This is a genomic window from Synechococcus sp. CBW1108 (assembly GCF_015840335.1).
Classification (GTDB): Bacteria; Cyanobacteriota; Cyanobacteriia; order PCC-6307; family Cyanobiaceae; genus Cyanobium_A.
Genome location: NZ_CP060395.1, coordinates 2,817,192 through 2,834,911, shown reverse-complemented (window position 1 = coordinate 2,834,911; position 17,720 = coordinate 2,817,192). Strand labels below are relative to the sequence as shown.

Genomic DNA, 17,720 nt, shown 5'->3' with positions numbered 1-17,720 from the left:
TCAGGGCCTGGCACCAATCGGTAGGCCCTGGGCGTCAAACACGTTTTCAAAGAGAGCGGTGCTGAGATAGCGCTCGCCGGAATCCGGCAGCACCACCACAATCAACTTCCCCTGGAATCGCTCATCACGAGCTAGACGCAAAGCCACCGTTGCCGCCGCTCCGCAGGAGATGCCGGCCAGAATGCCCTCCTCTTTCATCAACCGCTGGGCCATGGCGATGGCATCGGCATCGCTCACAGTCTCGACCCGGTCAATCAGTGATAGATCCAGATTGCCCGGCACAAAGCCCGCCCCGATGCCCTGGACGCGGTGGGCTCCTGGCTGGCCTGGGTGAGCATCAAGCGCGCCAGCCTTTTGTCTTCTAAGAGTTTGCTGAAAAACCAAGCCTGCGCGAAAATGGATTAACCGCCCAGCCCAGATGCGAGGTCACCGGGAGCGCAGCGGCTCCCTGTTCTCCTACGTGTCGATTGAGGAGCGGATCCCGGCCAGTCATCCGCTGCGGCGGATCCGGAAACTGGCGGATCAGGCCCTCGATCGGCTCAATCCCACCTTTTGCGCGCTCTACGCCGCAGAAGGCCGGCCCTCGGTGCCGCCAGAACAGCTGCTGCTGGCCTCGTTGCTGCAGGCGTTCTACGGGATTCGCTCGGAGCGGCTGTTGCTGGAGCAGCTGCACTACAACCTGCTGTACCGCTGGTTTGTGGGCCTGAGCCCGGATGATCCGATCTGGCACCCCACCACATTCACCAAAAATCGGGAGCGGTTGCTGAACGAGCAGGTCATGGGGCGCTTCCTGGAGAAGCTGATGGGTGCTCCGGAGGTCAAGCCGCTACTCAGCGACGAACACTTCTCAGTGGATGGCACCCTGCTGCAGGCCTGGGCGTCCCATGCCTCACTGGAGCGGACCGATGGTCAGCAGGACCCACCGCCACCGTCGTCAGGCCCTGGCGAGGGCTTTGGCGCTCCAAAGCCCGGTAAGAAGCGGGCCAAGGGTGACTTCCGCGGCATCAAGCTCAGCAACAAGACCCACCGCTCCAGCGTCGATCCAGACGCCTTGCTGGCCCGCAAGTCCAATTCCCACCCGGCTCAACCCAGCTACCGAGGCCACGTGCTCATGGACAACCGCCATGCCCTGATCGTCGATTGCCGCGTTACCCAAGCAGTGGGTACCGGGGATGTCAGCCGCCAAAGCGATGGCGGCTGACATCCCCGGTGCCCACCAAAAAACCATCGGTGCCGACAAGAACTACGACACCAAGGGCTTTGTCGCCGAGATGCGTCGCATCGCCGTGACGCCGCACGTCGCTCAGAACACCGCCCGCTCTGGTGGCTCCGCCATTGATGGCCGCACCACGCGCCACGAGGGCTACGCCAAGTCGATCAATGCCCGCCGCGGTATCGAGAAGGTGTTTGGTTGGATCAAACAGTGGGGCGGTCTGCGCCAATTCAAACTGCGCGGCACCGACAAGGTGAGTGCGGTGTTTGGCCTGCACGTGATCGCCTACAACCTGATCCGGCTGGGCAACCTGCTCAAACCGGCGATGGCGGCGGCATGAACAGGTGGTTGCCCAGAGGTGTGCCAATGAGGCGGCCTCCAGGAAGCCCCAACGGGGCAAAACGCCTGAAATCGGGCGTTCTGAACCGCTGAAACGCATCATTTCAGCCCGAACGGAGCACAATCAGCTCTCTGGAGGGAAAAACGCGGCCTTTCAGGCAGTTTTTCCGCAAACTCCTAAGACGAGCGACTGGAGCAGATCCTGGCGATCGCTCTGGGCCAGTTCCCCGTCGCGGCCCCATTGCAGGCACCAAGGAGAGATGGGGTGACTCATAGCTGGCTGGGGATCAAGAGATCGCTGTCGCCAATCGCCACCAGCCGCCCTTCCGCGCGAAGACGGCTCAGCAGCTTGGTCACCGTGACCCGAGTCAGGCCGCAGATGTCCGCCAGGGAGCGGTGGGTGAGGTTGAGCTCACTGAGCGATAGGCGGCAGCCGTGGCTGTTCACCTGCCCGTGGGCCTGACCGATCCAGCTGAGCAAGGTCAACAGGCGCAGGTCCCCGGAGCGAATCCGCTGAATGGTTAACAGTTCCGCCAGCATTTGCCGCTCACGCAGCAGATGCTTGAGCTGCTCGCTGGTATCAAGCTCAATGTGCTCCACCACCACGGTGGTGAGGCACTGCAGTTCCAGCGGATTGATAACTGGATCCTCTGATGTGATCAGATAGCCCGGGGCCCAGAGGCCCAGGGTGATGCTCTCCCCTTCCAGATCCCAGGTAGCAGAGCGCACGTAGCCCTCATGCAGCCGCCAACTCATCCCCTCTGGAAGCACGTCCTGGGGGTGGAGCGTGAGTTGCAAAGGGCGCTTGAGCAGAGAAGAAGTCATGGCGTGAGCGAGCGATGGGGCGGGTGATGACTGGGGCCGCGGAGGCGTGAATTCAGAGGGGAGCAAGGCATTCGCAGACAGCAGGCCATAGCCGGAGAACAACTGCTCAGGAGTATGCCTTATTTCCGATGGGCATACCGGTGTTTTTGGGCACACGGAGTAGATCGCATGCGTCTCGACCTGAGACTTCAGATGTAGAACATTGGCGTGGACTGCCTCAGGCCGTCCCGCTCCAGCAGCAGGTGGGCCAGCGTGGTCCCCTCCAGCACGGCAGTTCTAGCCTGTTGCGCCCGCTGGGCCAGCCCATCGAGCACCCGGAACTCGGCGTTGTCGCGATCGCCCTGGCGCTCCGCGCGCGACTCCCCTTCCAGGCATTCCTCTACCTCGGAGACAGTGATCAGCTCTGGCGAGCGGGTCAGCTGGTAGCCGCCCCTAGGCCCACGCACGCTGATTAGATACCCCCCTTTACGCAGGGATGTGAGCATCTGCTCCAGGTAGCGCTCTGGCATGCCATGCCGTCTGCTGATCTCGCCGGTCTGCACGCGCTCACCCGTTGCATAGACGGCGGCCAGATCGATCAGCGCAACCAGTCCGTACTCCGTCTTGGCACTGAAAACCATGGCTGGCTTTGGAACTTTTCCCATTCTGCCAGGCAAACAACGGCGTACAGGTCGGGAATTGCGCTGACGGGGCGTGTGCCCTGAGCCACAACGCCACAAGCCTTCGCGCCGTAACTTTCTCGAGTTCCCGATCGGTCTGCCGTAAATACGACGCTCTTTTCTGTTCGGCTTAGTCGCCGCCAGCTGTTGCTTACCGGCATCGCCTGCCTTCCTCTGGCTGTGGCTGCTGCCAACACACTTAATGCTCCGTTGGCGCAGGCCCAGCAGCCGGCCAAACCCCAAACCCTCACCCTGGTCTCCTACGCGGTTACCAAAAACGCCTACGACCAGATCTTCCGGCTGTTCGCCGACGACTGGAAAAAGAAAACCGGCCAGACCGTCACCTTCAAGGGCAGCTATGGCGGCTCCGGTTCCCAGACCCGAGCCGTGATCGATGGCCTCAATGCCGACATCGTCAATCTGGCCATGGCCGCCGACGTGTCCCGGATCGAGCAGGCCGGGCTAATTAAGACAGGCTGGGAAAGCCGTCTTCCGAACAAAGCCTCGCCCATCCACTCCACCGTTGTGGCCTTTGTGCGCCCCTGCAATCCCAAGAAGATCAACAGCTGGAAAGACCTCGCCAAGCCTAATGTGGACGTGGTCACCGCCAACCCCAAGACCTCCGGTGGTGCCCGCTGGAACTTCGTCGCCCTTTGGGGCGCTGTGACCCAGGCCGGAGGCTCGGAAGCTCAAGCCAGGCAATTCATCCGCGACGTCTACAAGAACGTCGAGGTGCTGCCCAAGGATGCCCGCGAGGCCTCCGACTTCTTCATCAAGCGCAAGCAGGGTGACGTACTACTCAACTGGGAAACCGAGGCGATTCTGGCCAAACGCAAGGGCGAGTGGACCGCTGGCTACAAGACCTTCAGCCCCAACGTGCTCACGTTCCAGCCGGTTGCGGTGGTTGACAAGAACGTGGAACGCAATGGCAGCCGCAAGGTGGCCGAGGCCTTTACCAAGTTTCTCTTTACCCCGGCTGCCCAGAAGGCATTTGCCGATAACGGCTTCCGGCCTGCCACGGCCGAGGGCAAGGCCTACGCCCGCGGCAAGTTTCCCGTGGTGAAGACCTACACGATCGAGGCCTTCGGTGGCTGGCCGGCCGTGACCGGCAAATTCTTCCGCGATGGGGCGATCTGGGACCAGATCTTCCGCGCCTCCCGCTGAGCGCAGCTCCCCCCATCCACTCAGCATCCACACGCGAACACCCCTCCAGCCCCGCGCCAGCCGGCCCGGGCTTTTTCTTGCCCAATTCCCGATTGGTACACCGTAGTATTGTATCTGCATATTTCCTACCGGTTTACGTAACTATCCAATCGCGGTGCCTGGCGGCCCTCTTCACCACGGGCTCGCTCGTGTTCCTGGCCGGTTGCGGCGGTCCATCGGCAACACCCCAGGGCGGCAGCTCGGGTGAACGCCAGCGGCTGCTGCTGGTGAGCTACGCCGTCACCAAAGGGGCCTACGACCGGATCCTGCCCACCTTCGAGGAGCAGTGGAAGCAGAAAACCGGCCAGGAGCTGGAGATCAAGACCAGCTACGGCGGCTCGGGCACCCAGACCCGGGCGGTGATCGACGGGCTCGACGCGGATGTGGTCACCCTGGCCCTCTCCGCCGACGTGCTCAAGCTGGAGGAGTCGGGGTCGATTCAGCCCGGTTGGGAGCAGGAGCTGCCCAACAACGGCATCGTCACCAACTCGGCTGTGGCGTTCCTCACCGGAGCCGGCAATCCCAAGCAGATCACCACCTGGAAGGACCTGGTGAAGCCCGGAGTCACGGTGGTGACCGCCAACCCCAAAACATCCGGCGGTGCCCGCTGGAACTTCCTGGGTCTTTGGGGTTCCATTACCCAGGCCGGCGGCACGCCCCAGCAGGCTGAGGCCTTTGTCACCAGCGTCTACAAGAACGTCGAAAACCTGCCCAAGGATGCGTGCGAAGCCTCAGATGTATTCCTCAAACGCGACCAGGGCGACGTGCTGCTCAACTATGAAAACGAGGCGATCCTGGCCACCAAAACTGGCGACCTCAAGGATCCCTTCGTGGTGCCGGAGCTGAACATCCGCATCGAAGGCCCCGTGGCGGTGGTCGACAAAAATGTGGACCGCAAGGGCACCCGCAAGGCCGCCGAGGCCCTGGCCGCCTATCTGTTTACCGATGAGGCGCAGCAGGTTTTTGCCGAGGAGGGTTTCCGGCCCACCAGCCCCACGGTGTGGGCGCGGGTGAAGGATCGCTTTGCGCCGGTGAAGACGTTCTTTTCGGTGAAAGACTTTGGCGGCTGGAGCCAGGTCAACAAGGAATTCTTTGGCAACGGCGGCATCTGGGATCGCCTCTTCGCCAACACCCGCTGATAGCGCACCTGCCAACTCGTCCATTTGTGAGCTGCTCGCCCTCAACGCCAATACCCCCACCGACATGGGCTTCTCCTTCCGGGGGCTCAGCCGGCGTGGTGGGGCTAGCGGCGAACATGCCGATGGCTGGGGGTTGGCCAGCTTCACCCCTGATGGCTCGGGGCTCAACCTGATCCGGGAGGACGCCCCGGCCGCCTTCTCGCTGCTGGCGGATCAACTGGCCGAACGCTCACCCAAGGCCCTCGTGAGCATCGCCCACATCCGCAAGGCCACCCGCGGCGTGGTGGCTCTGGAGAACTGCCATCCCTTTGCTCGCAGCTGGGGCGGGCAGACCTGGGTGTTTGCTCACAACGGCGACCTCCAAGGCGCCATTCCCTTGGGCGATCGCAATCGGCCCTTCGGCAGCACCGACAGCGAAGCAGCGTTTTGCTGGATCCTGGAGCAGCTCCATTCCAGCGGGGTCGATTCCAGCAACGCGGCTGAGGTGTTTGAGCAACTGCACCACTGCGCCGCCCAACTGGCCGAGCGGGGCACCTTTAATGCCCTGATCAGCAACGGCCAGTGGCTGTTTGTCACCGCCACCAGCCGGCTCCACAGGCTCACCCGCCGGGCGCCGTTCTGTAAGGCCACGCTCGCGGATCCGCCGCTGCAGGTGGATTTCTCCGCGCTCACCCCGTCCAACGATGTGGTGACCATTCTCAGCACTGAGCCGCTCACCACCGACGAGCACTGGCAGCCCTTTCAGGCCGGTGAATCGCTGCTGCTCCAGGCGGGCGAGGTGATCCAGCGCAGTCGCCACGGGGTCAGGCCGGCCCCTGCGCATTGATTGTGATGAAATCCGCCTCGTCAACGCCTGTGACAACAGGATCCGTCAGCCCTGTGAGCCTTGCTGAGGCCTCCCGCTTTTGGTTCCAGCTGGGCTGGGTGAGCTTCGGGGGGCCAGCCGGGCAGATCGCCCTGCTGCATCGCGAGCTGGTCGACCGGCGCCGCTGGCTCTCGGAGCGGCGCTACCTGCAGGCCCTCAACTACTGCATGCTGCTGCCGGGGCCGGAGGCCATGCAGCTGGCCACCTACCTGGGCTGGCTGATGCACGGCGTACCCGGCGGCCTGATCGCCGGGGGGCTATTCGTGATCCCCTCGGTGTTTGTGCTCACGGCCCTGGCCAGCATCTATGCGCTCTGGGGGCAGCTGCCGCTGCTGGCCTCGGTGTTCGCCTTGCTCAAACCGGCGGTGCTGGCGATCGTGCTGATGGCCGCCTGGCGCATCGGCCGCCGCACCTTGCACACGCCCCTGCTGGTGGCCCTGGCGATTGCCGGTTTCCTGGCCCTGGCCCTGCTGGATCTGCCCTATCCGCTCGTAGTGATCGCAGCGGGCGTGATCGGCCTGCTGGCCGCCCGCTGGCGACCGGCCCTGTTGCTCAGTGGTGGCATCCATGGATCAGCGGCGGCGAAGGCAGAAGCCAATCGGCCTGATGCCCTGCACGACGACCACACGGATAGTCCCGAGCACGCCCGCTTCTCCCGCCGGCGCCTGGACCTCACCCTGTTGATCTGGGCCCTGGCCCTGCTGCTGCCCCTCGCCGCCCTGGCGATCGCCGGCGGCTGGAGCGGCACTCTGGCGTTGATGGCGCGCTTCTTCACGCGGGTGGCGCTGCTCAGCTTTGGCGGGGCCTATGCCGTGCTGCCCTACGTGGCCCAGGGGGCGGTGGAGCAGTTCGGCTGGCTATCGGCTCCGCAGATGCTCGACGGCCTAGCCCTGGGCGAGACCACCCCAGGGCCTCTGATCATGGTGGTGGCCTTCGTGGGATTCATGGGCGGCTGGAATCAGTCCATCGCAGCTGGCTTGAGCCCCTGGCCCCTGGCCCTGGCGGCAGTGCTGGTGACGGTGTGGTTCACCTTCCTGCCTTCCTTTGGTTTCATCTTGGCCGGCGCACCGCTGGTGGAGGCCTCAAGAGGCGACCTGCGCTTTGGGGCTCCACTGAGCGCCATCACGGCTGTGGTTGTTGGGGTGATCGCCAGCCTGGCGCTGTTCTTTGCTGGCCCGGTGCTCTGGCCCGCCGGCGCCTTCAATCCCTGGGCGGCGCTGGTGGTAGCGGCGGCCTTGTTTGCCCAGCTGCGGCTGCGTTGGAGCGTGCTGCAGGTGATCGGTGCAGCGGCGGCCGTTGGTGCACTGCTGGCAGGGGTCGCGAAGCTCTCAGGCTGATCGCCAGCTCACACAACAAAGCCCGGAGCGTTAGCCCCGGGCATTTGCCTGCTCAGCCGTGGTGCGGTCCCAAGGGAGTCGGGCGCAGCTGTGCGAGGGCTGTTCTCTGGAAACAGCCTTGCTTGGCAACAGCCGTGATCGTTTTCAGATCAGGTGGTTTTCAGTTGTGGGCGGAGCTGCCGGCGCTGGCACCTGGGGCCAGGTGTCGAGTGGGACGTTCCGTTGGCTCCGGGGCACCTGAGGCTGGGCCGTGAACGGTGCGATGGAGGGCGCCTGGGCTGTTCAGAAGAAACAGCCACACCAGGAACGTCAGAGATCCGTCGAGAATGTTGGAGCAGGGGCCGGATCGTCAGCGCGCTCCTATCTGGTGCTCAGGGGGGGTGTCTTCCATCTGTGGAGCCTCCGAATCCCGTTGCAGCCACAATCGGCCGGAAAAGCAGAGCTGGCAACCAACTCCCGCCCACCGGACATGGGTCTTTACGGGGGGCAATGGGACTTCATGAAGGGGCCTTCATCAAGACCACTGGACACGGCGTACTGCAGCTCCGATGGGCTAGATGGGCTGTACGGAAAGAGGAACTCCACCCGAGCCCCCACCACGGGCCAGAAGGCGTACTTTGAACCTGAGGGGAGGCTCGGGAGCCAACCCGACCCTCGCCCTCCAAGAGAGTCCGGCCAGGGATCACCCGAGCCGGTGCCCACAGCGGAGGTGCGCCAACGATGCGACACACAGCAGGTGAACTCGATGACACCACGCGAGCGTCATCCCGTAGCCGCAGAGAGCGATATGCCAGTTCTGTTTTGCGCGTGTTGAATCCTCGGGCTGCACAACCTGAGCCGGGATCACAACCGAGAAGGTCAAGCCCCGAGCATCTCTTCTCCCAGACGTGATCCTTCCCTTTCCTGCCAGGCCCCAGACAGGTCATGCGTGAATCACAGACACCCGACCGGCAGTTCTTGGTGTGAGGAGGTGACCGCCGCAACCGGTGCTAAGGCGCCCCCCACGGGGCGCCTTCCTATTGGGCATGGGATCCACGCCGGCAGGCATGGGGCGAGACAATCAACGCCTCGATGCCGATCGGCACTGCCTGCGCCCTCCTCGCCACTACAGATCCGCCCCTATGAGCCCGCCGACTGGCCGGCGCTGTGGGCGCTGCTGGAGCCGATGTTCCGCGCTGGTGAAACCTTCCCCCACGACCTGGCCATCACGGAGGCAGAAGCCCAGCTGGCGTGGGTGGAGCAGAACCAGGCGGTGATGGTGGCCGTGGATGCGGCCGGGGCCGTGCTGGGCACGTATTACCTGAGGCCCAACTCCCTCGCCCTCGGCGCCCATGTGGCCAACGCTGGCTATGTGGTGGCTGAGCACTGCCGCCGCATGGGAATCGGCAGCCGGCTCTGCCAGCACTCCCTGCAGGCAGCGTGGCGGCTGGGGTTCCGGGCGATGCAGTTCAACCTGGTGGTGAGCACCAACAGCGCCGGCATCCGCTGCTGGCAGCGCAATCGGTTTCAGCTTGTCGGCACCCTGCCAGGGGCGTTCCGCCACAAGCAATTGGGTTACGTCGATGCGCTGGTGATGGTCCAGGGGCTGGTGGAGGGGCCGAAGCCATGAAGGTGGTGCCGCTGCGGCTGCAGCCTGGCGATGATCTGCGCCGGGCGCTGGAGGCCTGGATGAGCCAACAGCCGGAGCAGGCCGGCTTTGTGATCAGCGCCGTCGGTAGCCTGTCGGAGGCCCAGCTGCGATTGGCAGGGGCGTCAGAGGCCACGGCAATCCGTGGCGAGCTGGAGATCCTCAGCCTGGCCGGCACCCTCTCGCCCGATGGCACCCATCTGCACATCGCTGTGGCCGACAGCCTTGGCGCCGTGATCGGGGGGCACCTCTGCGCAGGCTCGCTGGTGCGCAGCACCGCCGAGCTGGTGATCGGCCTGCTGCCGGAGTGGCAGTTCCAGCGCGAGCTCGATGCAGCTACCGGCTACGCCGAGCTGGTGATCAATCCTGCCGCTCAGGGCTGAGGGGCGGCAGCCGCCGCTCCACCTGCAGAAACACCAGCCAGGCCACCCCTGCCGTGACGCCGCCGGTCCAGTCGTTGCGCAGCAGCTCGATGATCGAAATCGTGCTGGCGCCGATGCGCAGGCCGCGCAACAGAAAGCGGCCAAGCTGCTCCAGACGGGGGGCATCGCTCATTGTCATCGCCGGCTCTTGACGCAGTAGCTGCCGGATGAACACCACCCCATCGGGCAGATGTCAATTTTGGGCAGAGGGTGTACCTGTTGCTGCGCCAGGGCGGTGCCAGCAGGCAAAGCTGTGATTGCAAAGCCGAATGCGATTGCAAAGCCACCAACTAGGGGGGGGGTTGGCCCATGGACTTCTGAGTAGGGGCACAGATGAGTAGGGGCACAGATTGACGCGGCTCAGCCATCCGATGCATCAATCGCAACCCTGCACGGAGATCCGATAGCTGAAGCCCACGGCCGCGGGCCTGGTGGTGGAGCCCACCCGGAAGTTCATCAGATTGGTGCGCTTGCCGGGCACAGCCTGAAACGGGCCGAACTTCCGGCCGGTTCCGGGTTCGAAGGTGGGCGTTTCGTTTACCACCTGCAGGCTGGTGCCATCGGTGAAGCGCATGAACGCGGCCACCGGGAAGGTGGCACGCTCGGTCGAGGCCGACGTGAAGAAAAACTGATAGCTGCGGAAGTACCGGTCCACGATGAAATCCGTGTTCCAGTTCGGTGACTTTCAGGAAAGTTGTCACTCCTTGGCTGCCATTCAGGCGGCCTTGATTAAGGGTAGCGCCAGGACCGGATCGGGCTCTTCTGTTGGCTTGTTTATCCACACTTCTGCCGGTTGACTCCAGCAGCGGGTGGCACCGCTCCAGCGCGTTGGATTGGCACGGCGGGCGGCCTCGTAGACATCAGTGCGCTGCTGGCAAATTGCCTTGGCAGCTCCACTGTGGCGCTGGTGGGGCGTCACGAATTTGATCGCGCTGTGGTGGTGCCGGTGGTTGTACCAATCCACAAATGCTGCCACCCATTCACAGGCCTCGCCCTTGCTGGCAAAGGGCCGGCTGGGGTAGTCGGGGCGGTATTTGACCGTACGGAAAAGGGATTCCGAGTATGGGTTGTCGTTTGAGACCCTTGGCCGGGAGAAGGATCTGAGCACGCCCATCTCCTCGAGCCGTGATTCCAGCGTCGCCCCGCGCATTGCATTGCCGTTGTCGGCGTGGAGGATTAGTGGCTGCTGCTGGCACTGGCGGCGGCCAAAGCCGTTGGGGCGGTGGTAGCGCTCCTTGAGGCAGGCCCGCTGCACCAGATCCGCGGCGATCTGAGCCGACTCCACCTCGGCCACATCCCAGGCCACCACTTTGCGGCTCCAGACGTCGATCACCAGGTAGAGGTAGAGCCACACACCCCGCACCGTGGTCGGCAGGAAGCTGATGTCCCAGCTCCAAACCTGGTTCGGGCCATCCGCCCTGAGGCGCGGCACCGAGCGCGGTTCTTGAGGCAGCCTGGCCCTCCCCCGGCGGTGGCACTGACCCGCCTGGTGCAGCACCCGATAGAAGCTGCTCTCTGAACCAATAAAGAGCTTTTGATCGGACAGTGCCGGCACGATCTGCCCTGGCGGCAGCGCGGCGTACTCCGGCTGGTTGCACGTCAGCAGGATTCGCTGGCGCTCTTCCTCGCTCAGGCGGTGACCCACCAGCCGAGCACTGCCTTTACGGCGATCCACGCCGTCCCCATCACCCAGGAAGGCCTTCCGCCAGCGTTTGAGGGTGCGCAGGCAGATGCCGATCACACCACAGGCCCTCACCAGGCCGGCGCCCGCAGCATTGGCCTCCCCGATCAGCTCGATCACCTTCCGCCGGTGCACGGCGCTGGTCAGCCTTCCTCTTCCTCCGAACAGAAGGCATCCCACTTTTTTTGCAGCACCAGCAAAGCCGCCATCTCCGCCATGGCCTTCTCCTTGCGCTGCAGCTCCTTTCTGAGGGCTTTGATCTCCCGCTGGTCCTGGGCGCGGAGCTTCTCGAGCTCCTTCTGTTCGGCCATCGTCAGCACCGGCTTGGCGTTGGCATCCTGGGCCGCCTGCCGCCAACGGCTCACCTGCTCAGGGAACAGGCCCCGCTCGCGGCAGTAGGCGCTGAGTTCGGTGGCATTGAGCCCGGCGCTTTCCAGCACCACCGTGAACTTGTCGGCGGCGTTCCAGCCCTCTGGTTCCTTCTCGGATGCCGGCACCACCTCTCCCTGCAACCGCCAGGCCTTCCTCCATTTGTAGAGGGTCATCACGTGAATGCCCAGCTCCTCTGAAATCCGGGCCACGCTCTGCCTGTGGGGCGGGTGCATCCGTCTCCTCACATCAGCCTTAACGGCCTCGCTGTATCGGCGCATTGGTCATGTCCTCAAGCCCCCGGATGGATGGATCAAAGGGGTGACATCTTTCCTGAAACCGGGGGGTTGGTGCTGCCAAGCAGACGATCAGGGCCGATCCGTTTGGCAACCACCGGCTCGCCGCCGCCGCCGAGCGGCATCAGAAAGCGGCAACCGGCCTCAGCGCTGCTGCTGCCGGCGACGACGGCCAGCACCGCGGTGAGCACGATCGGCGGGATCAGGCGCATCGAAACCATCGGAAGCTTGTATCCAGTCAGCATGACAACCTCCAGCGGGGGGGCGAAGGCAGGTACGCACCGTCAAGCGCGGACCTGGTTCTTTTCCCAGAAGAAGCTCGGCAGCCGGTCCAGGGCTTCCCGCTGGGCGCTGCTCCAGGTGTCGATCATGGCTGTCAATTCAGGTGCCTCCGCCTCGAAGGTGGCGCGATGGGCCACCGTGTGCCGATCACGGGGCACGATCGCCAGCTCGAACGGCGGGCCAACGGTGAGGTTGGAGCGGTAGGTGAGCACTTCCGAAATCAAGCAGAGCCGGGCGGCATCCTCCAGCGACAAGTTGATGTTGCCCACATTGTCGAGCGGCGGCTTTCCGTATTTGGATTCACCGATCTGTAGATAGGGGGTCTGGGAGGTGGCCATCACCGCATTCCCCTGTGGATACAACATGAACAGACCATGAGGTTCGCTGCCGATCTGCCCCCCCAGGATGAAGCTGGCCTCTGCGCTGGTGCCCGCCTGCTTCAGGGCAGCGCAGTGTTTCTCCTGCACCGCCACGCTCACCGCGCCGACATAGGCGGCCGCTTCAAACAGGTAGTGACAGGAACGCAGATCCTCGTTAATGCTGGCCTGCTCGCCAATCTCCTGATCCAGATCCCGCTGGATATGGTTCACCACTGCCTGGGTGGTAGCGAGATTGCCAGCAGCCAGAAGCACGAACAGCCGGTCGGATGCCGGCTGAAATACATGCATCTTGCTGTAAGTTGAAATATAATCAACTCCTGCATTCGTGCGGGAGTCGGAGGCGAAAACCAGCCCTTTCTCCAGCCAGTAACCGATGCAATAGGTCACCTTGAATGGTTTGCAAGATCACTATAACTCTAGCAGCAAGGAGAATGTGAGCCCAAGCACTCCACCACCATTAACTGCAACAGCTTGGCCGCCTTCAGCATTGCCATCGTGATGTTGCCGTTCTCGCTGACAGCACGAGCCACAACAACGCGGAGCCCCGCGGGCAGTGCACCGGCACCATCGTCAGCTCCCCGTTTGGCTGCATGGCCGACCGTATCCGCCTGTCCACGTTTCCCTCTGGGGTGAATCAGATCCCGATCGCCATCCTGGCGCTCGATCTTCAGGATCAGCCAAATCCGCCACGTCCCAAGAAGCGAGATCAGCTCCTATTCCCGGGCTCAAGAGCTGCTACGCCAGGGGCACAGCTACCACGATGGAGATGCTAATGGCGATTCTAATGGCAATGGGGAAGGGTGTAAATCGCTGCGAAAAAACTACCATAAGTAACCACAACAGGAAGAGTTAGCTATTCACCTCATCAGTCTTTATGGCCAAAAGGCTGGGATGGCCGAGCTGCCCCGGGAGTCAGGAGCCAGATCAGTCCAGAAGCGATCCACATGGACTCAAACCGGAACGCTTGCCCAGCGGCTGCGCAGGAGTTGATGGACCCTGGATGCACAACCCCATGACAACAACAATCCAGAGCCACCATGGCCATAGTTGTGAAGGCCGGGGAGCCGCTCACCAGCCCAGTGATGCTCGCTCTCCCAAAGCGGTGCAGTGAGCCGGCGGTGCTGCAACACACGGCGCACCAGCTACGGGCCCAGGCGGCATTTCATGCAGCTTGTGCATAGCGATGTACAAGCTAGATCTCTTATCTGCCAGGAACCCGCTGCCTGGCGATGCCGGTATGCGCTGACTTGCTTGGACCTAAGGGTGGAGCAGCGCCGCAGCAACGAGAACCTCGATCAGCTGCTGCTCGATTTGGGAGGGAACAAGGAGGAACGCCGCCAGCTGGAAGACAACCGCAAGTACTGGGAGGTGCCCCTGCAGACAATCGACATCGACCTGTCACCCGAGCGCATCCTCCGCACCTTCGCGCTGCAGACCCACCGGGTGGAGCCGGCCGGGGGGATCTACGTCTGGCCTCAACAGGTAGTCATATGATGACGTCATCAGATAGCGGCATGGCCATGCGAACCATCGTGGACCTGCCTGATCGCGAGCGAGATCAGCTTGATTTGCTCTGCCGTCAGCAAGGCATGTCGCGGGCCGAGGCGATCCGCCAGGCGCTGCGCCTGTGGTTGCAGCAGCAGACGCCTTCCCATGCGGAGGTGTTCGGCCTCTGGCGCGACCGATCCGAGGGCGCCCTGGAGCTGCAGGAGGCGCTGCGCCAGGAATGGAGCGAGCATTGATGCTGCTGCTCGACACCAACATCCTGATCGACGTGCTGCGCGGCGAAGCGGTGGCTCTGGCCTGGCTGGAGCAGCAACAGCAGCCCCACATCAGCGTGATCACCTGGATCGAGGTGCTGGTGGGCTGTCGCAATGGCGAAGCCAGCCGCGTGCAGGGCTGGCTGGAGAGCTTCCCGCGCCTGCCGCTGGATGGGGCGATCGCGGCCCAAACGGTGCGGCTGCGCCAGCGGCACGGCCTCAAGATTCCCGACGCGATCATCCTGGCCACAGCCCACTGCGGCGATTTCAGCCTCGCCACCCGCAACGTGAAGGATTTCCCGCTGGCGCTGGGCGGGGTTGTGCATCCCTACCGGCTCGAACCCGCCCGATGACCGACAGCGCGATCTCCACCCCAGAACAGCCACGGGGGAGTCGCGCATCGAGGGATCAACACTCACCAGGGTGAGGTTTTCCTCAGCAGCCTGAGCGATCAACAGCCGATCAAACGGGTCTTTATGCGGAACCGGCAGCTGATCCAGACGCCGGATGTGGGGCCACTGGACTGGCAACAACAACCAACACTCTTGTTCAACAACCCACCGATGGATGTCCGGCAGGGTGCGCTGGTCAGAAGACAGGGACTCCAGCTGGTGCTGGAGCAACGGCTGACTTGATTACCCATAAGCCTCCGCAACCCTGAGATCCCGCTCCGTGCAGGGCATGCAGCAACAGACCGCATTGGCAATGCGATCAGTCATCGCAACCATCGAGAAGCGCCGGTTGAACCGGAAGCAGAAGCCGCCCAGGTAGCGCCTGGCGTACTTGTCGAAATTGAAAGCGTGGAAGGTGCCGTTGAAGCCGGTCTTGAGGTTGCCCAGCACGGTGTTGATCCAACGGAACTGCGGCAAGTCGTTTGGGTGCTTCCCACCGGTGACGATGGCGTGATGGCTGCAGCCTGCCGTGGTCACGGCACGAAAGCAGGCCAGGCCATCGGAGAGCACCTGACTGCCGGGCGCCAGATGGCGCTTGGCCCACTCAGCGATGGCCTCTGAGCTGAAGCCACTCACGGCTGTGATCCTGGCGTGAATCAGCCGGCCCGCCTCATTCAAGGAGACGGCCGCGACGATGGGGATCTTGTTCTCTGAACCCCGACCTGCCTTGCCGCCCGGCAGTTCTCCGCCGAGGTAGGAATCATCGATCTGGACTTTTCCCCGCAGCAGGTAAGCCTCCTCCCGATCAGCCATCGCCCGCAGAATCTTGTGGTGCAGCAGCCAGGCGGTGTCGTAGTTCACGCCCAGGTGGCGGCTGAGCTCCAGCGAGGAGATCCCTGTTTTGGCCTGCCCGATCATGTAAAAGGCCAGAAACCAGGTGGTCAGAGGCAATTTCGTGGCCTGCATGATCGTGCCAGCCGTGAGCGTGGCCTGATGGCCGCAGCTGCGGCACTGATAGCGCTTGAGCCTGCGGCCATAGACCAGCCCATGCTCATGGCCATTGCAGCGGGGACAGCGGAACCCACCGGGCCAGCGCGCCTTCTCCAAAGCAGCCTCACATTGCACCTCGGTGCCGTAGAGCCGCTGGAAGTCAGGCAGTGAAAGGCCTTTCTGGAACTGGATGACGTTGCGCGCCATGACTGAACTGGTATGTGCGTACCAGTCTACGGCCCAGGCTCGCGGTGCGCGGAGCGAGCTGGGTAATCAAGACGGCTGATGAAGGTCATGGGGACATCTCTCAATGCCAAACCCAAATTTAGGTGGCTTGAGCCTGCAAGACAGCATCCGTCAGACTCCACAAGCAACAGCATGGACCTGCAGCTCCGAAGTGACAGCCTGGGAGCAGAGCCTCAGGAGGTGGCCTGATGCAGCGACTGCGCGATCGCCGGGAACGCCTGCAGGATGGCCCTATCTTCCGTGATCAGTGGCACCTCCAGCTGCTGCGCCGCAGCGACGAACTCACAGTCGTAGGAGCTGCAGCTGCTGATGCCCACCAGATGAAGGACCCTCTCTGTGGCGACCATTTCCTCATGGGCCGAAAGGGTTTCTTCGGCCTCCAGCATCAGCGCAACGGCTCGAGATTGCTGCAGGAGCCCTCTCCGCAGGTAACCCGTGAGCACATTGCGAAACTCACTGCGCCACAGTGGTGGCGCTGCCCACTGGGGTTGGTGCTTCAAAAGCAGTTCAGCGAGCTCTGTCTTGGGACAGGGCAGCAGAAGGTAGACGAGCACATTGGTGTCGACAACAATCAAGGCCGCCCCTCGCGCTTGAACGCATCAATCTCATCGAGATCAAAGATGTGCGGTCCGAGGGTCTCACGCAATGCCCTGATCCTTGCCAATTGTTCCTCCACAGATGTGGAAGGCGCCCCGAGGCCCGCCTCCAGGCAGACGATCGCCTCGTTGTTGAGGCTGCGGCGGTGCCGCTTGGCGGCAGCGCTGAGCCGCGCGTGCAACGCGTCGGGCAGGTTTTTGAGGGTTAGGGTCTTGGCCATGGCAGCCATCCATCCAACGGCGGTGCCACCAGTATGGAACCGTTCTGGTTGTCTGTTCGTTCAGGAGGCTCCCTGATGCCCCCCGGGATCCCCAGCAAAGCGACCCACGAGCAATGGCTCGGCCTGCTGCATCCGGTGGGCCTGGTGTGGACGCCGGCGGTGCCCAGCAAGCTGGAGCTGTTTCCCAAACAGGGCACGGCCTACCTGGCGGCGCGACAGCGCCAGCTGGAAGCACTACTGGAAGAGCGCGAAACTCCTAAGGGTGAACCCATCCAGGTGGTGCCCGGGTTCACGCTGCTGGCCCGCGCAGGACTACGAGCGGCATGAACGTTGCTGAATGAAGCGTCAGCGCCGCAGCGTCGAACCCAGCTGTTTTTTTGTGCGAAAGAGTGGAGGTGCGGCTTCCACCTTCAGGGCGAGTTTTGGCAAGACAAGCCATTGCCCTGCCGTCGGGGCTAATGAAGCTCACCAGGGGTTTTTGCTGCTGATAAGGCCCAGGCCCTGGAAGCCGGCAAAGAGCTTTTCCCAGGCCATCGGGTCACGGTTGTGCTGAAAGAGGGCGAGCCGGCTACCTAGTGCCCGCAGCAGCATCGGCGGCAGCGAAGTGGTCGACCAATCTGCCAGTGATTTATGAATGGCTTGACCAGCATGGCGCCTAGTTTTTGCAACCAGAGTTGCGACTGCCTGAGGGAAAGAATTAGTAAGGATTGAAAAACTTGGATTATTATCCAAGTATGGTTTTAGAGACGTCATGGTCTCTTTTGAAATACTAACTTTGGTTTTGAGTTGGCGCAGACCGAGTGCCGTCAGGGTTGTACTGCAGCAGCACGGTTGGACCAGGCGTATTTCGGGCATTGAAAACCAATGGGCGATCAACA

Annotated in this window: 21 protein-coding genes and 3 pseudogenes; 12 read left to right on the top strand and 12 right to left on the bottom strand. The window is 63.0% G+C overall.

Translation table 11 applies throughout. From position 1 onward, the window contains the following. Positions 1–330: pseudogene (locus H8F27_RS15350) on the bottom strand (pyridoxal-phosphate dependent enzyme); the annotation flags it as partial. 88 nt (positions 331–418) lie between these two features. On the opposite strand from H8F27_RS15350, the pseudogene H8F27_RS15345 reads away from it, so the two are divergent. Continuing rightward, a pseudogene (locus H8F27_RS15345) lies at positions 419–1,553 on the top strand (IS5 family transposase). 269 nt (positions 1,554–1,822) lie between these two features. Here H8F27_RS15345 and H8F27_RS15340 read toward each other — a convergent pair. Together H8F27_RS15340 and H8F27_RS15335 are read right to left on the bottom strand one after the other, a co-directional pair. After that, the gene (locus H8F27_RS15340; RefSeq protein ID WP_197149249.1) at positions 1,823–2,377 is read right to left on the bottom strand and encodes a Crp/Fnr family transcriptional regulator; all 555 of its coding nucleotides are present in this window, start codon (positions 2,375–2,377) and stop codon (positions 1,823–1,825) included. 188 nt (positions 2,378–2,565) lie between these two features. Beyond that, positions 2,566–2,997, bottom strand: a complete 432-nt coding sequence (locus H8F27_RS15335) for an Rrf2 family transcriptional regulator (RefSeq protein ID WP_197149248.1) — start codon at positions 2,995–2,997, stop codon at positions 2,566–2,568. A 249-nt stretch (positions 2,998–3,246) separates the two neighbouring features. Here H8F27_RS15335 and H8F27_RS15330 point away from each other — a divergent pair, with 249 nt between their 5' ends. The 6 genes from H8F27_RS15330 (at position 3,247) to H8F27_RS15305 (ending at position 9,590) form a co-directional block, all read left to right on the top strand. Next, on the top strand, positions 3,247–4,200 hold the full coding sequence (locus H8F27_RS15330; RefSeq protein ID WP_197149246.1) for a sulfate ABC transporter substrate-binding protein: 954 nt from the start codon (positions 3,247–3,249) through the stop codon (positions 4,198–4,200). A gap of 188 nt (positions 4,201–4,388) precedes the next feature. Further along, on the top strand, positions 4,389–5,378 hold the full coding sequence (locus tag H8F27_RS15325; RefSeq protein ID WP_231596344.1) for a sulfate ABC transporter substrate-binding protein: 990 nt from the start codon (positions 4,389–4,391) through the stop codon (positions 5,376–5,378). Then, positions 5,299–6,204, top strand: a complete 906-nt coding sequence (locus H8F27_RS15320) for a class II glutamine amidotransferase (RefSeq protein WP_370594430.1) — start codon at positions 5,299–5,301, stop codon at positions 6,202–6,204. The genes H8F27_RS15325 and H8F27_RS15320 overlap by 80 nt, the downstream gene beginning before the upstream one ends. 29 nt (positions 6,205–6,233) lie before the next feature. Then, on the top strand, positions 6,234–7,580 hold the full coding sequence (gene chrA / locus H8F27_RS15315) for a chromate efflux transporter (RefSeq protein ID WP_231596342.1): 1,347 nt from the start codon (positions 6,234–6,236) through the stop codon (positions 7,578–7,580). A 1,084-nt stretch (positions 7,581–8,664) separates the two neighbouring features. After that, entirely contained in the window at positions 8,665–9,189 is a 525-nt protein-coding gene (locus H8F27_RS15310) for an N-acetyltransferase family protein (protein WP_370594524.1), read from the top strand. Next, positions 9,186–9,590, top strand: a complete 405-nt coding sequence (locus H8F27_RS15305) for a PPC domain-containing DNA-binding protein (protein WP_197149235.1) — start codon at positions 9,186–9,188, stop codon at positions 9,588–9,590. Before H8F27_RS15310 ends, H8F27_RS15305 begins: the two co-directional genes overlap by 4 nt. Here H8F27_RS15305 and H8F27_RS15300 read toward each other — a convergent pair. The 5 genes and pseudogenes from H8F27_RS15300 to H8F27_RS15280 form a co-directional block, all read right to left on the bottom strand. Next, on the bottom strand, positions 9,568–9,762 hold the full coding sequence (locus tag H8F27_RS15300) for a hypothetical protein (RefSeq protein ID WP_370594523.1): 195 nt from the start codon (positions 9,760–9,762) through the stop codon (positions 9,568–9,570). The genes H8F27_RS15305 and H8F27_RS15300 overlap by 23 nt on opposite strands. A gap of 243 nt (positions 9,763–10,005) precedes the next feature. Continuing rightward, a complete protein-coding gene (locus H8F27_RS15295; RefSeq protein ID WP_197149233.1) occupies positions 10,006–10,284 on the bottom strand; it encodes a hypothetical protein in 279 nt (92 codons plus the stop codon). 60 nt (positions 10,285–10,344) lie between these two features. Further along, positions 10,345–11,960 (bottom strand): annotated as a pseudogene (locus H8F27_RS15290) (IS3 family transposase). 32 nt (positions 11,961–11,992) lie between these two features. After that, positions 11,993–12,187 carry a hypothetical protein gene (locus H8F27_RS15285; protein WP_197149231.1) on the bottom strand — a complete coding sequence of 65 codons (195 nt, stop codon included), beginning with the start codon at positions 12,185–12,187 and terminating at the stop codon, positions 11,993–11,995. 72 nt (positions 12,188–12,259) lie between these two features. Next, on the bottom strand, positions 12,260–12,925 hold the full coding sequence (locus H8F27_RS15280; protein ID WP_231596340.1) for a 20S proteasome subunit A/B: 666 nt from the start codon (positions 12,923–12,925) through the stop codon (positions 12,260–12,262). Between the two features lie 963 nt (positions 12,926–13,888). Here H8F27_RS15280 and H8F27_RS15275 point away from each other — a divergent pair. From H8F27_RS15275 to H8F27_RS15260, 4 genes are all read left to right on the top strand, one after another. Then, positions 13,889–14,131, top strand: a complete 243-nt coding sequence (locus tag H8F27_RS15275) for a hypothetical protein (protein ID WP_197149227.1) — start codon at positions 13,889–13,891, stop codon at positions 14,129–14,131. A gap of 26 nt (positions 14,132–14,157) precedes the next feature. After that, the gene (locus H8F27_RS15270; RefSeq protein WP_197149225.1) at positions 14,158–14,379 is read left to right on the top strand and encodes a ribbon-helix-helix domain-containing protein; all 222 of its coding nucleotides are present in this window, start codon (positions 14,158–14,160) and stop codon (positions 14,377–14,379) included. Continuing rightward, positions 14,364–14,750 carry a type II toxin-antitoxin system VapC family toxin gene (locus tag H8F27_RS15265; RefSeq protein ID WP_231596339.1) on the top strand — a complete coding sequence of 129 codons (387 nt, stop codon included), beginning with the start codon at positions 14,364–14,366 and terminating at the stop codon, positions 14,748–14,750. The genes H8F27_RS15270 and H8F27_RS15265 overlap by 16 nt, the downstream gene beginning before the upstream one ends. A 123-nt stretch (positions 14,751–14,873) precedes the next feature. After that, a complete protein-coding gene (locus H8F27_RS15260) occupies positions 14,874–15,032 on the top strand; it encodes a hypothetical protein (RefSeq protein ID WP_197149223.1) in 159 nt (52 codons plus the stop codon). On the opposite strand, the gene H8F27_RS15255 is transcribed toward H8F27_RS15260, so the two are convergent. The 3 genes from H8F27_RS15255 to H8F27_RS15245 all read right to left on the bottom strand — a co-directional run bounded on the left by H8F27_RS15255 (position 15,033) and on the right by H8F27_RS15245 (position 16,842). Next, positions 15,033–15,986 carry an IS1595 family transposase gene (locus H8F27_RS15255; protein ID WP_197147974.1) on the bottom strand — a complete coding sequence of 318 codons (954 nt, stop codon included), beginning with the start codon at positions 15,984–15,986 and terminating at the stop codon, positions 15,033–15,035. 212 nt (positions 15,987–16,198) lie between these two features. Next, positions 16,199–16,600, bottom strand: coding sequence for a type II toxin-antitoxin system VapC family toxin (locus H8F27_RS15250; protein WP_197149222.1), 402 nt, complete (start codon positions 16,598–16,600; stop codon positions 16,199–16,201). After that, positions 16,597–16,842, bottom strand: a complete 246-nt coding sequence (locus H8F27_RS15245; RefSeq protein WP_197149220.1) for a plasmid stability protein — start codon at positions 16,840–16,842, stop codon at positions 16,597–16,599. The genes H8F27_RS15250 and H8F27_RS15245 overlap by 4 nt, the downstream gene beginning before the upstream one ends. 75 nt (positions 16,843–16,917) lie before the next feature. Here H8F27_RS15245 and H8F27_RS15240 point away from each other — a divergent pair, with 75 nt between their 5' ends. Beyond that, positions 16,918–17,169, top strand: a complete 252-nt coding sequence (locus tag H8F27_RS15240) for a hypothetical protein (protein WP_197149218.1) — start codon at positions 16,918–16,920, stop codon at positions 17,167–17,169. A gap of 138 nt (positions 17,170–17,307) precedes the next feature. Here H8F27_RS15240 and H8F27_RS15235 read toward each other — a convergent pair whose 3' ends face one another. Continuing rightward, positions 17,308–17,718 carry a hypothetical protein gene (locus H8F27_RS15235; protein ID WP_197149216.1) on the bottom strand — a complete coding sequence of 137 codons (411 nt, stop codon included), beginning with the start codon at positions 17,716–17,718 and terminating at the stop codon, positions 17,308–17,310. Between the last annotated feature and the right edge of the window lie 2 nt (positions 17,719–17,720).

What these genes read in the sequence shown, in the direction of transcription:
- H8F27_RS15300 (WP_370594523.1), bottom strand. Translation starts at nt 9,762, where the DNA reads ATGAGCGATGCCCCCCGTCTGGAGCAGCTTGGCCGCTTTCTGTTGCGC.
- H8F27_RS15260 (WP_197149223.1), top strand. Translation starts at nt 14,874, where the DNA reads ATGCGGAACCGGCAGCTGATCCAGACGCCGGATGTGGGGCCACTGGAC.
- H8F27_RS15340 (WP_197149249.1), bottom strand. Translation starts at nt 2,377, where the DNA reads ATGACTTCTTCTCTGCTCAAGCGCCCTTTGCAACTCACGCTCCACCCC.
- H8F27_RS15280 (WP_231596340.1), bottom strand. Translation starts at nt 12,925, where the DNA reads ATGCATGTATTTCAGCCGGCATCCGACCGGCTGTTCGTGCTTCTGGCT.
- H8F27_RS15265 (WP_231596339.1), top strand. Translation starts at nt 14,364, where the DNA reads ATGGAGCGAGCATTGATGCTGCTGCTCGACACCAACATCCTGATCGAC.
- H8F27_RS15285 (WP_197149231.1), bottom strand. Translation starts at nt 12,187, where the DNA reads ATGCGCCTGATCCCGCCGATCGTGCTCACCGCGGTGCTGGCCGTCGTC.
- H8F27_RS15255 (WP_197147974.1), bottom strand. Translation starts at nt 15,986, where the DNA reads ATGGCGCGCAACGTCATCCAGTTCCAGAAAGGCCTTTCACTGCCTGAC.
- H8F27_RS15270 (WP_197149225.1), top strand. Translation starts at nt 14,158, where the DNA reads ATGCGAACCATCGTGGACCTGCCTGATCGCGAGCGAGATCAGCTTGAT.
- H8F27_RS15335 (WP_197149248.1), bottom strand. Translation starts at nt 2,997, where the DNA reads ATGGTTTTCAGTGCCAAGACGGAGTACGGACTGGTTGCGCTGATCGAT.
- H8F27_RS15240 (WP_197149218.1), top strand. Translation starts at nt 16,918, where the DNA reads ATGCCCCCCGGGATCCCCAGCAAAGCGACCCACGAGCAATGGCTCGGC.
- H8F27_RS15305 (WP_197149235.1), top strand. Translation starts at nt 9,186, where the DNA reads ATGAAGGTGGTGCCGCTGCGGCTGCAGCCTGGCGATGATCTGCGCCGG.
- H8F27_RS15245 (WP_197149220.1), bottom strand. Translation starts at nt 16,842, where the DNA reads ATGGCCAAGACCCTAACCCTCAAAAACCTGCCCGACGCGTTGCACGCG.